This window comes from Nocardioides marinus, from assembly GCF_013408145.1.
Lineage (GTDB): Bacteria > Actinomycetota > Actinomycetes > Propionibacteriales > Nocardioidaceae > Nocardioides > Nocardioides marinus.
The window spans coordinates 987,109-1,000,541 of record NZ_JACBZI010000001.1; the positions used below are offsets into that span (position 1 = coordinate 987,109).

General features: G+C 67.9%; 13 protein-coding genes. All 13 read left to right on the top strand.

Annotation, left to right across the window (positions count from 1 at the left end; translation table 11 throughout):
- Positions 1-14: 14 nt before the first annotated feature.
- Entirely contained in the window at positions 15-3,155 is a 3,141-nt protein-coding gene (locus BKA05_RS04765) for a VldE C-terminal domain-containing protein (protein WP_179530412.1), read from the top strand.
- Between the two features lie 77 nt (positions 3,156-3,232).
- On the top strand, positions 3,233-3,835 hold the full coding sequence (locus BKA05_RS04770; RefSeq protein ID WP_165763411.1) for a hypothetical protein: 603 nt from the start codon (positions 3,233-3,235) through the stop codon (positions 3,833-3,835).
- A complete protein-coding gene (locus tag BKA05_RS04775; protein WP_179530413.1) occupies positions 3,832-4,116 on the top strand; it encodes a hypothetical protein in 285 nt (94 codons plus the stop codon). The genes BKA05_RS04770 and BKA05_RS04775 overlap by 4 nt, the downstream gene beginning before the upstream one ends.
- Positions 4,113-5,591, top strand: coding sequence for a type IV secretory system conjugative DNA transfer family protein (locus tag BKA05_RS04780; protein WP_179530414.1), 1,479 nt, complete (start codon positions 4,113-4,115; stop codon positions 5,589-5,591). Before BKA05_RS04775 ends, BKA05_RS04780 begins: the two co-directional genes overlap by 4 nt.
- A complete protein-coding gene (locus BKA05_RS04785; protein WP_343045523.1) occupies positions 5,588-6,286 on the top strand; it encodes a hypothetical protein in 699 nt (232 codons plus the stop codon). Before BKA05_RS04780 ends, BKA05_RS04785 begins: the two co-directional genes overlap by 4 nt.
- A gap of 94 nt (positions 6,287-6,380) precedes the next feature.
- On the top strand, positions 6,381-7,766 hold the full coding sequence (locus BKA05_RS04790; RefSeq protein WP_246289753.1) for an aromatic ring-hydroxylating oxygenase subunit alpha: 1,386 nt from the start codon (positions 6,381-6,383) through the stop codon (positions 7,764-7,766).
- The gene (locus BKA05_RS04795) at positions 7,733-8,362 is read left to right on the top strand and encodes an aromatic-ring-hydroxylating dioxygenase subunit beta (protein WP_246289754.1); all 630 of its coding nucleotides are present in this window, start codon (positions 7,733-7,735) and stop codon (positions 8,360-8,362) included. The genes BKA05_RS04790 and BKA05_RS04795 overlap by 34 nt, the downstream gene beginning before the upstream one ends.
- 3 nt (positions 8,363-8,365) lie before the next feature.
- Positions 8,366-8,680 carry a hypothetical protein gene (locus BKA05_RS04800; RefSeq protein ID WP_218842284.1) on the top strand — a complete coding sequence of 105 codons (315 nt, stop codon included), beginning with the start codon at positions 8,366-8,368 and terminating at the stop codon, positions 8,678-8,680.
- Positions 8,677-9,372, top strand: coding sequence for a type 1 glutamine amidotransferase (locus BKA05_RS04805; RefSeq protein WP_179530415.1), 696 nt, complete (start codon positions 8,677-8,679; stop codon positions 9,370-9,372). Before BKA05_RS04800 ends, BKA05_RS04805 begins: the two co-directional genes overlap by 4 nt.
- Positions 9,369-10,922, top strand: coding sequence for a glutamine synthetase family protein (locus BKA05_RS04810; RefSeq protein ID WP_246289755.1), 1,554 nt, complete (start codon positions 9,369-9,371; stop codon positions 10,920-10,922). The genes BKA05_RS04805 and BKA05_RS04810 overlap by 4 nt, the downstream gene beginning before the upstream one ends.
- Before the next feature lie 25 nt (positions 10,923-10,947).
- Positions 10,948-11,268 carry a 2Fe-2S iron-sulfur cluster-binding protein gene (locus BKA05_RS04815; protein ID WP_179530416.1) on the top strand — a complete coding sequence of 107 codons (321 nt, stop codon included), beginning with the start codon at positions 10,948-10,950 and terminating at the stop codon, positions 11,266-11,268.
- On the top strand, positions 11,265-12,524 hold the full coding sequence (locus BKA05_RS04820) for an NAD(P)/FAD-dependent oxidoreductase (RefSeq protein ID WP_343045524.1): 1,260 nt from the start codon (positions 11,265-11,267) through the stop codon (positions 12,522-12,524). The genes BKA05_RS04815 and BKA05_RS04820 overlap by 4 nt, the downstream gene beginning before the upstream one ends.
- The gene (locus BKA05_RS04825; protein ID WP_179530417.1) at positions 12,521-13,324 is read left to right on the top strand and encodes an alpha/beta fold hydrolase; all 804 of its coding nucleotides are present in this window, start codon (positions 12,521-12,523) and stop codon (positions 13,322-13,324) included. Before BKA05_RS04820 ends, BKA05_RS04825 begins: the two co-directional genes overlap by 4 nt.
- Positions 13,325-13,433: the final 109 nt, after the last annotated feature.

Genomic DNA, 13,433 nt, shown 5'->3' on the forward strand with positions numbered 1-13,433 from the left:
GGGACTGACCTGTCATGAAGAAGCTGCTGCTCGCGGGACTGCCCGTCCTGATCATCTTCATGGGGCTTCCGCTCCTCGTCAGCTTGATGGTGGTGATGAGCACCACCGCGGCCGCCGAGTGCCGCACGCAGACCAACCAGACCGGACCCACCGAGCTCGGTGACCTCGGTGCCATCGACGGCCCGGTGGGCGGCCCGGTCAAGGGCAAGATCACCATGGCGCAGGCCAACATCCCGCGCCGCTCCGGCCTCGACGGGTTCCGGGCCTCGATGCCCAAGGTGCTGTCCAAGAACCCGGAGTTCGTCACCCTCAACGAGGCCGGCGGCTGGAGCCTGGCGCAGATCGAAGCAGCTGCTCCCGGCTACTCCGCCTTCCGGGTGGAGGCAGCCGCCGGCACCGGCGCCGGTGCCGAGCAGGCCGTGGGCAACATCGTGCTCTGGAAGAGCTCGACCTGGACGAAGGTCAACGGCGGCCGGGTCCAGCTCGTCGACGACGACAAGACCTTCTACGACGGCCGCCCCGTCACCTGGGACCGCTTCGCGACGTGGGTGATGCTGCGCCGCGCCGACGGCGCCGTGGTCTCGGTGGTCTCCACCCACCACATGACCAACCCGCACCGTTGGCCGAAGCAGCACGGCAACCCGCCGCTGACCCGGCCCCAGCAGTACGGCGCCGGAATGGACATCCTGCTGCAGCTGCGCAACTCGCTGGCCGCCCACGGTCCGGTGCTGATCGGCGGCGACACGAACACCCAGGCCTCCTACACCGACATCCCCTGGACGGCGGCCGCGAAGATGAAGGCCGCCGGCTACGGATGGCACAACCACGGCGTCGACTTCATCTTCTTCCCGCACCACCAGGGCGCCCGTCTCGAGCAGGGCTGGGACGGCACGATGGTGTCGGATCACCACTGGCTCTCGGCTCGCATCGCGATGAACGGCGCCGGCCCGGAGAGCGCGCCCGAGACCACCACCACGACCGACGGGATCGTGCCCGCGGCGACCACCGCCCGGACGTCCGCCGAGCCGCCGGCCGGCGACGTGCTCGCCCAGCTGATGCGGCTGCGGTTCGCGTCCAACTACCCGACCATGACCGCCGAGCAGGCCCGCGACGCGATCACCATCGCCCAGGTCGCCCGCGACCTCGAGATTCCCCGCTACGGGCTGCAGATCGCGATCGCCGCCGCGATCCAGGAGTCCAAGCTGGTCAACCTCACCGGAGGTGACCGCGACTCCGGCGGCCTGTTCCAGCAGCGCCCCTCGGCCGGCTGGGGAAGCCGGGCCGAGATCACCAACCCCGTCCTCGCGGCCCGCGCGTTCTTCGGCCAGGCCCAGCACACCGGCAACCCCGGCCTCCTCGACATCCCCGGCTGGCAGAACATGCCGCTCACCCAGGCCGTGCAGGCCGTCCAGCGCTCGGGCTACCCCGACGCCTACGCCCAGTGGGAGGACGTCGCCGGCGACATCACCGATCTGCTCGGCGGCGACCTGCCGGACCTGCCCGACGACGGCTCCACCACGAACGTCGCCAACTGCCAGGGCGAGACCGTCAACCCCATCACCGTCGGCACCCTCAACCTGCTCGGCGCCGGCCACACCGACAAGCCGGGGGAGCGGCCCGGGTACGACACCTGGGACAAGCGACTGCCCGGCGCCATGCGCACGATCGAGAACGCCGGCGTCACGATCGCCGGCCTCCAGGAGGTGCATGGCCCGCAGGCTCAGGCGCTGGAGAACCAGTACGCGGCCAAGTGGGGGATCTACCCGGCCAGCGGGAAGGCACAGAACCGGGTGATCTGGGACCGCAACGAGTGGGAGCAGACCGACGGGCGCCTCGTCGACATCCCGTACTTCGGCGGCAAGGACGTCGGCATGCCCCTGGTGCAGCTGACCTCGACGACCACCGGGCAGGTGATCTGGGTCTGGAGCATCCACAACCCGGCCAACACTCAAGGAAACGCCGCCGGGCACCGCCAGGAGGCGCTGCGCCGCCAGTTGGCCACGATGACCGAGCTCGCCGGCACCGGCACCCCTGCGGTGATCCTGGGCGACTTCAACGACGGCAAGGACGGCAACAACTCCTCGCACTGCGCACTGACCCCTGAGCTGAGCAACGCCTTCGGCGGCTCTGCCGACCCCTGCAAGGAGCCCAAGCAGGACGCGCCGATCGACCACGTCTACGGCGCGAACCTCACCTGGGCCAGCGCCGCGGTCGACACCAGCACCCAGGCCAGCAAGATCGCTGACCACCCGCTGGTGACCGCCACCACCGCCGGCAGCAGCGCCGGGTGCGCAGTCGACTCCGACACCGCGGAGGCCAAGTACAACCTCGGCCCGGTCAAGCCGCAGCTGACCCAGCTGGTCAACATCCTCGGCCCCATGTTCGACATCAAGACCGTCGGCGGCTACCGCGAGAGCGCCACCGACCCCAACGGCCACCCGGCCGGGCTCGCGGCCGACTTCATGGTGCCACTCAGCGCGGCGGGCCGCGCGCAGGGCGACCGTCTCGCCGCCTACGCCAAGGCCAATGCCCAGAAGCTCGGCATCGACTACATCATCTGGTACCAGCGGATCTGGTCGGTCGCCCGCGCAGGCGAGGGCTGGCGGCCGATGGAGGACCGGGGGAGCGCTACCGAGAACCACCTCGACCATGTCCACATCAACGTCAAGCCCGGCGCCTCCGTCCAGCCGGTCGGCCTCGAGGGCGCCTCCTGCGACGAGGTCGTCTATCCGGTGCCCGCGCAGTACGTCGGGACCGACAACCACAACTGGCACGAGACCGGCCCTTACTGGTCCAAGTGGCACACCGGCACCGACTTCTCCGCACCCTGCGGAACCACCGTCTACGCCGCCCACGCCGGCACCATCGAGATCGACACCACTCGGCGTTGGGCTGGGCCGCAGCTGGTCAAGGTCACCACCGGCGCCGGGTCCCTGACCACCTGGTACGCCCACATGGCGACCGTCAGCGTCAGCCGCGGCCAGACCGTCGCAGCCGGCGAGCCGATCGGCCAGATCGGCAAGGAGGGCAACGTCTCCGGCTGCCACCTCCACTTCGAGGTCCACCTCAAGAACGGCTCCATCTACGGCCCCGACAACGTCGATCCCTCGGCTTGGCTCGCAGAGAACGCATCACGCCCGAGCCGCGCCGTGTGATCGCACCGGAGCACTGACGGCACATAGGTGACCAGCGAGGCCCAACGACCCACGACCGCCTGGAGGTGGCGAGACCGATGCAGCGTGAGCGACGACGAGACCCCTACCCGTGGACCTGGGAGATCCCCGTAGCGGTGGCCTTGGCGACCCTGTTCGTCAGTGTCATCGGCATCCAGCTCGGACGATCAGTCGCCAATCTGCTCGCCGGCGCCGGATGGACATGGCCCGACGCCAACGCCGGCGCGTTCCCCTCACCCATCGGCACCGCCTTCTGGACCAGCCTTCCTGGCGTCCTCGGCGGACACGCCGACGCCGGGCTGCCGAGCCCCACGTCCGACGGTCTGGCCGGTAGCGGCCTGGTCTGGGTCAGCCTCGCCCTGGCCGAGGTCGCGCTGCTCACCGCGACCATCTGGCTCGGCGCGCGGGCCTACCAGCGCTGGGGCCCGGGCCGCATGCGAGGCATGGCGACCGCAGCCGAGGCCGAGAAGCTGCTCGGCGTCACCCGGCTCCGCAAGGTCGCCGGCATCGTCCGCCCGGACCTCTACGGCAAGCACGCCGCCGCGACACCGGCACCGGTCCAGCGCACCGCCGGCGACCTCACCGAACAACCCGGCCCGCAGCTGGGCCACGGCCTCAGCCCGTGGCTCCTGGACGGCCGCCGAACGAAGGAAGACCGATGAGCAACGAGACCCCACTGCACGGCAACCCGTCACTTCGCACCTGCGGCCGCCGTCGGAGCGGCATCAGCTGTCGCCGCCGCGGACACCGGCCGGTCCTCGTCGAGCGCCACTACTACGTGGCTGCCGGCCAGGTGGAACTCCTCTGCGAGGCGCGCGACCTGCTGTCCGACGCCTCTTTCCTGCTCCTCGGTCGCCGAGCAGAAGAACGCCACGGCCGTGCGGTGATCTGCCGTCGCTGCCTCGCCCCGAGCGGGGACACCGTTCCCGAGGTGGCGCGATGAAGCTGAGGTTCGACCCCTGGGACGTGGGCTGGCGCATCGGTGATGCCCACGAGCCGCGAGGCGGCGAGCTGTGGGTGCCGTGGGACCGCACCGCCGGCGTAATCGGCCCGCAGGGATCCGGCAAGACCCTCGACCTGCTCACCCCTGCGCTGCTCGGCGCTCCGGGTGCCGCCCTGGTGACACTGACGAAGGTCGAGGACCTGCTGCTCAGCCTGACCGAGCGTTCCCGCGACGACCGGCCGTGCGTGGTGCTCGACCCCTTCGGACTGGCCGAGGGCGTCGTCGACGAGCTGATCTGGGACCCGATCGCCGGCTGCGTGGACCCCAAGGTCGCCGAGCGACGCGCCAAGGCTTTCACCGCCGGCACCGTCAAGGGCGCGATCACCGGCGGCACCGGCGACGATGCTGCGCGGTTCTACGCCGCCGAGTCCGCGAAGGTGCTGCAGGGCTACTTCCACGCCGCGGCGCTGACCGGTAGGACGCTCGAGGACGTGCTGCAGTGGGTCGCCAACCCCACCGCAGCCACCCAGCCGATGGAGATCTTGCGGCGGCACCCGCACGCTGAGCCGTTCTGGCACGGCCTCCTGCACGGTGCGCTGAACGGTGACGACCGCACCGCCGGCAACACCGTCACCACGGTGCAGCAGGCGGTCTCGCTGTTCTTCCAGGCCGACATCCGCCGCCGCTGCATTCCCAGCCCCGGACGTCCCGCCACCGACCTCGCCGGCGTGATCCGTCGACGCGGCACCATCTACCTGCTCGGCCGCGAAGACCCCTACGCCTCGGCCAGCCCGCTGATGACCGCCGTGGCCGAGCACGTCTTGGACACCGGCCTGCTGCTGGCCAACAGCTCCCCGTGGGGCGGCCGGCTGTGCCCGCCCCTGGTCTCGGTGCTCGATGAGCTGCCCTCGACCGCACCGCTGCCGACCCTGCGCACCCGGATGGCCAACGAGCGTGCCCTGGGCCTGTCGTTCATCTGGGCCGCCCAGACTCGGCCCCAGCTGACCAGCATCTTCGGCGAGCACGAGGCCCGGGCGCTTCTCGGGCTCACCAACACGCTGGTGATGTTCGGCGGGTCGAAGGACGTCGCGTTCAACCAGGAGATCTCCGACCTGCTGGGAACCGTCCGCATCGGCCGCGTCACCCACTCCACCGGCGGGTTCAACGGCGGCGGCCGCAACTTCTCCGGCGACGACATCCCCATCATGCGGCCCGAGGAGGTCCGCCAGCTGCCCGAGCGGCGGGCCCTGGTGATCGCCGAGAACGGCAAGCCGATCATCGCCAAGCTGCACCGCTGCGTGGAGGGCAAGGCCGGCGAGCGGCTCCTGGCCGACCAGCGGGCGCTGCGCGCGCGGCTCACCAACGACCGCCGCATGGTCATCACCCCCGAGGCCCGGGCGACCGCCGCGCTCGTCGAGGCGCGCCGTCTCGGCTTCGTCGACGACGACACCGAACCGACAAGGAGTGAGCTGTGACGACCGAACAGGCCCGACGGGCCGCGCCCAGTCCGATGGTGTTCCCGTTCCCCGTGCCTGTGGAGCAGGTCCGGTTGGCCTACCGCGAGCTCCACATTGCCATCAACGGCACCGAGGAGGAGAAGAAGGCTCTGGGCCACCACGCCCTGCTGCCGCGGCCCTGGGAGCCGGCTACGTGCCTGGACCCCGAGCTGCGGTACCAGCTGTGGGAGTGGCTCGAGGACGTCGTGGCCTGGCTCAACCGCGAGTACGCCTGGGACGTCTCCGGGCTCATCCCCAGCTGCTGGCCCCTGCACCCGCACATGGTCCACGAGATCGCGGTGCTGGCCGACCAGCGCCGCCGCGCTGGGCTGGCCATGACCAGCGACGCGCTCGAGGAGTGGCACCGCTACTGCCTGCCCGCCTTCACCGACCGCATGCGCAACCGGCTGCGGGCCCACTGCGACGACGAGCACAAGAGTTGGCCGGCCAAGCCGCGACACAACGAGCACCTGGGCGAGGCCAGCACCCAGCGGCGTGAGAACGCCTTCGCCCGCGACGTCGACGCGCTGCCCGCCAACCGACGGGCCTATGAGCAGCCCGAACCGGTCGGTCGACCGCGCTTGGTCGAGGTCGACCTGGACACCGGTGAGATCAAGGACGACCTGCTCGGTGCGCAGCCGCGCACCCGTACTGAGAAGGAGCCGCGCGACTAGTCAAGCGATCCATTGATTCTACTGATCAATTCGCCTTGATTTGGTCTTTGTGTTACTGGCCACAGGATCGTTAGCGTCTTACGACGGAGCCACTATGCGCAATCGAAATTCGCAGCGAAAGGGCTCCAGCGGGCACGACCAAGCATTCGACGAGGGCGAGGAAAAGATGACAATCGGCGAGACGGTCTCTGACGGTGCGCTCACCGAACTGAGTCGGTGGAGTGATCGCGTCCTGGAGGACCGGGTTCATCGAACCCTCTACACCGATCCGGCCGTGTTCGAGGAGGAGATCGTCAAGGTCTTCGGCGGACAGTCGTGGGTCTACCTGGCCCACGAGTCTCAGTTGCCGAAGCCCCACTCCTATCTCTCGGTGCGGATGGGCCAGCGGCCGCTGCTCCTGACACGAGACCGCAACGGCGCCCTCCACGGCATCTTTAACCGATGCACACACCGCGGCGCGACCATCTGCCGCGACGAGGCCGGGGTTGCCAAGAGCTTCCAGTGCCCGTACCACGGATGGACGTTCCGCAACACCGGGGAGCTGGTCGGCGCGCCGTGGCCCGAGGGCTATGGGATGGACTTCGACAAGTCGCAGTTCGGCCTGCTCAAGGTCAATCGGATCGAGACCTACCGTGGTTTCATCTTCGGCACCCTCAACGAGGACGCCCCCTCGGTGCCCGATTGGCTTGGACCGGCCACCACGTGGCTCGACTACTGGATCGACCGAGCGCCCGACGGCGAGGTCTTCGTCCGCAGCGCGGCCTACCGGATGGGGTACCGCGGCAACTGGAAGTTGGCCTACGACAACGCCGGCGACGGCTACCACCCGTCTTTCTCGCATCGGTCGCTGCTGGAGATGGCTTCACGCATGGGCGATTCCAAGGACATGTCCTACTTCGGTCGCACCCCAGACGACGGACCGATGCGTTCCTACTCGCTTGGCAACGGGCACAGTGTCATCGACCAGCGGCCCGCCCACGAGGGAGGTTTCTGGGTCAACCAGCGCCCCCAGCCGGGACGGGAGAGGTTCGAGGAAGAGATCCGCGCCAAGTACCCCGAGCGCGCCGACGAGCTCCTGGACCTGTGCGTGGGCGCCCAGATCAACCTCAGCATCTTCCCGAATCTGCTCATCATCGGGAACCAGATCCAGGTGATCGAACCACTCGCCGTCGCCCAGACCCAGCTCATCTGGCACGCCACCTCGATCGGAGGTGTCCCCGAAGAGGTCAACACGGTCCGGATGCGAACCCAGGAAGACTTTCCCGCCTTCGGCGAGCCCGACGATCAAGCCAACTTCGAGGAGGTACAGCGGGGCCTCGGTGTCGTCGAAGAGGAGTGGATTTTGATGAATCGCGGTCTTGGAACTGGCTGGCAGTCCGCCCCGGAGGACGGCGTGGTCTCGACCGCCGTCACTGACGAGCTGCACATGCGCAGCTACTACGTGGAATGGATCAAGCGCATGGACGGAGACCAGGCATGAATACCTCATCGATCCCGGCCCAGTACGCCGACACCTCGTCCTTCTCGTATCACGTCGACGCTGCCTTCTACGACCGCCTGGATCACTACCGCGACAGCTTCGGCGAAGACTGGCCGGCCCCAGACGCGGCGACCCTCGCTGACGTCACGGCGTTCCTGATTCGAGAAGCACGTGTGATCGACGAGGGGCGGTTCAACGACTGGCTGGACCTCTTCGCCGACGACTGCCTGTACTGGGTCCCGGTCACCTCTGGCGGGGGTGAGCCCCGCACCGAGGTCTCCCACGCCTTCGACGACCGCCGTCGGCTCACCGACCGGGTCTACTGGCTCCGCACGGGGCTGGCGTACAGCCAGATCCCCGCTTCTCGCACCATCCGGATCGTCGGGAACGTCGCAGTTCTCGAGCACGCGGGCGGTGACACGCTCGTCCGGTCAAACTTCATCATCAACGAGTTCCGTGCGGGCGTGACGAAGACCTACTCCGGCTGGTACGGGCACGTCCTCACCCGAGACGGCGACGGCTGGAAGATCAGGCTCAAGCAAGCCAACCTGCTCGACTCCGAGCAGTATCACGAGAACCTCACGATCGTCTTCTGAGCCATGACTGACATGACCGAAGCCAAGGAATCCGTAGCGCCACCGCTCCCGAGCGTCGAGCTGGAGCGCCTGCGCCGCGAGAACGCTGTCCTCCACCGTCGGGTCGCCCGACTGGAGAAGGAAGCCGAAGCAGCCCGCGCCCTCATCGCTCAGACCAAGGCCCTCAAGTTGTGGGACTTCACCCCCTACCGCGTCCATCCTGATGACACCTGGGTCGCCGTCGACCGCCAGAGCGCGAGCGAACTGCTCGCCGCACTGGCGGGAATCGACCACTGGGACCCGTGGCACACACGAATCGAACCGAGAACCCAACCATGAACGACCAGCGTCCGGTGCTCGTCATCGGCCACATCGAGAACCCTTCCGTCGAAGTCGTGGCGAAGGCCGCCGCCGAAGTTGGCATCCCGTACCACGTCGCCCGGCCCGTCGTCGGCGATGCCCTCCCCCCGCTCCAAGACGTCGCGGGCATCATCGTCCTGGGGGGACCTCAAAGTGCCTATGACGTCGACAACCACCCCTACCTCGTCGACGAGAAGGCATATATTGCCGCCGCGTACGACGCTGGGGTGCCGACGATAGCCGTGTGCCTCGGGTCCCAGCTCGCAGCTGAGGCACTCGGAGGCCACGCGCTGGCAGGCGACAAGGGCCTCGAGGTCGGGTTCATCGATGTCAAGGCCGTTGAGGACGCGGGGGAGGCCCTGGAGGGTCGGTTCTTCTCGTTCCACTCCGACACGATGGTGCCGCCACCCGACGCGGTAACGCTCGCGGTCTCCGAGCGCTACGTTCAAGCGTGGTCGTCAGGCTCGGTCCTGGCCATCCAGTTCCACCCCGACCTGGACCGGGCTGGTATCGAGACTCTGCTCGGGTTCGAAGGCGAGAAGCTCGCCTCATTCGGCGTCGATATCCCTGCACTACGTCAAGAGCTCGCGGCGACCGAACCGTCGCCAGGAGAACGACTGGTTGTCGACTGGCTCCAAGCATTGCGGGGCCTCAGCGCCTCGACGTCTTGAGTCGCTCAACCCGTCCGGTCGCATCAACCAGTCCGCACTTCATTCGGAGGCAATTCATGGCAACAACCGCAAAATTCGTCGAGCAGTACGGTCTCTACTCCGCAGAGCAGCAGGCTGCCGCACAGCGGTCGCTGGAGACCATCAAGCAGCACGGCATCGAGATCGTCCGCCTGGTGTGGCCCGACCAGCACGGGCTCCTGCGCGGCAAGGCGCTGACCGTGCCGGCCTACGCTGCTGCGCTTGAGGCCGGCAACGACATCACGATGGCCCCGTTCTTCTTTGACCCGGCGAACGCGATCGTGCTCAACCCTTTCAGCGCAGACGGCGGTTTCGCCATCGACGGCTTGGGCGGGAGCCCGAACGTGAAGTCCGTTCCGGATCCGGGCACCTTCACGATCCTGCCCTGGGTCGACAACACCGCCCTCGTCTTCGCTGACCTCTACATGTCCAACGGTCATCCTTTCCCGCTGGCTCCTCGGACCATCCTCAAGGAGTCCCTCGCCGCGCTCGCCGCCACCGGCGCCAAGCTCATCGCCGGAGTGGAGATGGAGTGGTACCTGACCCGTCTGATCGACAATCGACTCGACGGTGGCTCCCTGGGCGCTCCAGGGAGCCCGGCGGACCCGCCGCACGTGGCCCCGGTCGGTCGCGGATACAACTACCTCCTCGTCGATCACCTCGACGAGATCGACGATGTTCTCAAGCCGATCCGCAAGGCGTTGCTCCAGATGGGTCTGCCGCTGCGCTCCTTCGATGATGAGTGGGCTCCGAGCCAGGTCGAGACAACGTTCGACATCCTTGAAGGCCTCCAGGCTGCCGACTCCGCAGCCCTGTTCCGCACGACGGTCAAGCAGATCGCCAAACGCCGTGGACACATCGCCTCCTTCATGTGTACCCCTGCCATCGCCGGGTTCTACGCCAACGGGTGGCACCTGCACACCTCGCTGGCCGACCTCAACAGCGGCGAGAACCTGATGGTCCCCACTGACAACTCCCCGCTGTCCGAACTTGGTCGGCACTACGTCGGCGGCAGCCTGCAGCACGGCATCGCCGCCTCCGTGTTCACCACGCCTACTATCAACGGCTACCGGCGCCGCCGTCCGTACTCTCTCGCCCCCGACCGGCTCACCTGGGGGCAGGACAACCGAGCCGCCATGATGCGGGTTATCAGCGCACCCAACGACGTGGCCTCCCACGTCGAGAACCGCGTCGGGGACTCCGCTGCCAACCCCTATCTCTACATCGCCGCCCAGACCGTGTCGGGGCTCGACGGGATCCTGAACAAGGTCGACCCGGGTCCGATCAGCGAAGACCCCTACGCCGCCGACGTGCCCCAGCTGCCCACCACCCTCGCCGAAGCCGTGGACGCCCTCGAGGCCGACTCGTTCTTCCGCAAGACCTTCGGTGACGTCTTCATCGACTACATGGTCACCATGAAGCGCAGCGAGATCACCCGCTACAACGCCTGGGTCGAGGCGAACCCCGACCCGGACACCTACGTCAACGGTGTGACGGACTGGGAGCACCGCGAGTACTTCGAGCTCTTCTGAGCCCCGCACTCCGAAGGAATCCGCTATGCCGATGATCATCTTCCACAGTCCCGACGGCACCACCCACAAGGTGGAGGCCCGGGTCGGTGCCTCAGCAATGGAGACCGCGATCAAGCTCGGGGTCCCTGGCATCGTCGCAGAGTGCGGCGGTGCGCTGGCCTGCGCCACCTGCCACGTCTTCGTCGACCCTCACTGGATCGAGGCGACCGGCGCGGCCGAGGACTTTGAAGACGAGATGCTCGATGACGCCGAGACACCTCGCCAGGAGCGAAGCAGGCTGTCCTGCCAGCTCCGGATGACCGAGGAGCTCGACGGCCTCGAACTCACGATCGCGCCCGAACAGTGAGCGAGCAAGGCGGCGCGAGGTCGCAGACCGACGTCCTGATCGTGGGGGCGGGCGAAGCGGGACTCGGGGTGGCCACCGAGCTGCGCGACCTGGCCTTCGGTGGGCACATCATGGTGATCGGAGGCGAGCCGTACCTTCCCTACCAGCGGCCGCCGCTGTCGAAGGGCTTCCTTGAAGGGAAGGAGGACGAGGACAACCTCGCCCTGCGGGCACCGGCCTTCCTTGACGAGCACGACATCGAGGTCCTCCAGGGCCGCCGGGTCGTGAGCGTCGACCTCGCCGACGAGGGGGGGACCGCGACGCTCGATGACGGCACCACGGTGCAGTTCGAGAAGCTGGCGTTCGCCACCGGTGCCCGAGCACGGGAGTTGCCGGTGCCCGGTGCATCGTTGGCCGGGGTGTACTCCCTGCGCACCATCGAGGATGCCAAACAGGTCCGGTCCGCGCTCGTGGACACGGCTCGGCTCGTCGTGGTGGGCGGTGGCTTCATCGGCCTCGAAGTCGCCGCCGCCTCGCGTCGACGTGGACTCGAGGTGTCCGTCCTCGAGGCGACACCACGTCTCCTGGGCCGGGTATGCGCGCCGCCCCTGTCCGACCACCTGATGACGCGGCACGCCGCAGCCGGCATCGAGATCCGTCTCGACACCAGCGTCGTGGAGCTCATGGGCGACGTCGACGGGCAGGTCACCCACGTCCGACTTGCCGATGGAACCACGATTCCCGCCGATGTCGTGATCGTGGGTGTGGGGGCCCTGCCCAATGTAGAGCTCGCCGAGAAGGCGGGCTTGGAATGTGGCCGCGGGATCGTGGTGGACGAGGCGGGCCGGACGTCGATCGACGGCGTCGTCGCGGTGGGTGACTGCGCCGAACAACCCCACCCGAACCTTCCCGGTCAGCGTTTGACGATCGAGTCGGTGAACAACGCGTTGGAACAGTCCAAGCTGGCGGCCCACGTGCTCGCCGGGGTGGAGACGCCACGCCGCGGGGTCGCGTGGTTCTGGTCCGATCAGGCTGATCTGAAGATCCAGATCGCCGGCATCTCCGACGGGTATGACGCCTACGTCGTGCGCGCGGAGTCCGCCCGACTCACCGTTCTCTACTTCCAGCAGGACCGCCTCATCGCCGCTGACGTGGTCAACAACCCGCGGGACTTCATGGCGGTCAAGCGAGCACTGGGGGAGGGGCGCGGCGTCGACCCTGATCGGGCAGATGACCTCAGTCTCTCCCTGAAGGAACTCCTGCAGGGCCAGGCATGACCGTCCTTGACCTACCGGCTATCTCGACCGTCGAGTTGACCTCGAGTCGCGCGAGCCCACTCCTCGTCGTCGGTCCCTCGTTGGGAACGTCGGTCCGAGAGTTGTGGGGGGAGGTGGCCGCTCTCTTGACCGACCATTTTCACGTGCTCGGCTGGGACCTACCCGGACACGGCACGAACCGATCGGTGTCGGAGCACCCCGTGTCGATGGAGTCCATCGCATACGGTGTGGTGGCCTCCGTCGACCGCTTCCTTGAGATGAACGGCCTCAGTCACCCTCGGTTCGCCTACGCCGGCGACTCTGTGGGTGGCGCGGTGGGTCTCCACCTGCTCCTGGAGCACCGTTCCCGGATCTCCGCTGCAATCCTGACCTGTACCGGTGCCCGGATCGGGGACAGGGCATCGTGGCGGGAACGCGCGCTTCTGGTCACCGGCCAGGGGATCCAGGTGCTGGTCGAAGGGTCACTGCAGCGCTGGTTCGCCCAGGGCTTCGCACAACGCCGGCCGGACGTCACCGACACCTTCACGCGGCGCCTCCTGGAGGTCGACACCGTCGGGTACGCGCAGGTCTGCGATGCCCTGGCTGGCTTCGACGTCACCGACCGCCTCGCCGAGATCGAGGCGCCAGTCCTCGCCATCGCTGGCGACCAGGATCTCCCGACACCGGTCCCACTGCTGCGAGAGATCGCCGAGGGCGTCCAAGACGGCCACCTCGCCGTCCTACCCGGCGTGGGGCACCTGGCGCCCATTGAGGCTCCTGAGTCCGTCGCCGACCTCCTCATAGCCCATCTGAGCGCCTGAACCTATTTATTGGGCTAGACAATGAATCGACGAGTGATTGGTCTTTGTGTGTGATGGAAGAGAGCCCTTACGGTGAAGTGATACCCGTCACAACCCGTGCGCGGACAAG

Coding starts and splice junctions, on each gene's coding strand:
- BKA05_RS04765 (WP_179530412.1), top strand. CDS start 15: ATGAAGAAGCTGCTGCTCGCGGGACTGCCCGTCCTGATCATCTTCATG.
- BKA05_RS04770 (WP_165763411.1), top strand. CDS start 3,233: ATGCAGCGTGAGCGACGACGAGACCCCTACCCGTGGACCTGGGAGATC.
- BKA05_RS04775 (WP_179530413.1), top strand. CDS start 3,832: ATGAGCAACGAGACCCCACTGCACGGCAACCCGTCACTTCGCACCTGC.
- BKA05_RS04780 (WP_179530414.1), top strand. CDS start 4,113: ATGAAGCTGAGGTTCGACCCCTGGGACGTGGGCTGGCGCATCGGTGAT.
- BKA05_RS04790 (WP_246289753.1), top strand. CDS start 6,381: ATGCGCAATCGAAATTCGCAGCGAAAGGGCTCCAGCGGGCACGACCAA.
- BKA05_RS04795 (WP_246289754.1), top strand. CDS start 7,733: ATGGATCAAGCGCATGGACGGAGACCAGGCATGAATACCTCATCGATC.
- BKA05_RS04800 (WP_218842284.1), top strand. CDS start 8,366: ATGACTGACATGACCGAAGCCAAGGAATCCGTAGCGCCACCGCTCCCG.
- BKA05_RS04805 (WP_179530415.1), top strand. CDS start 8,677: ATGAACGACCAGCGTCCGGTGCTCGTCATCGGCCACATCGAGAACCCT.
- BKA05_RS04815 (WP_179530416.1), top strand. CDS start 10,948: ATGCCGATGATCATCTTCCACAGTCCCGACGGCACCACCCACAAGGTG.
- BKA05_RS04825 (WP_179530417.1), top strand. CDS start 12,521: ATGACCGTCCTTGACCTACCGGCTATCTCGACCGTCGAGTTGACCTCG.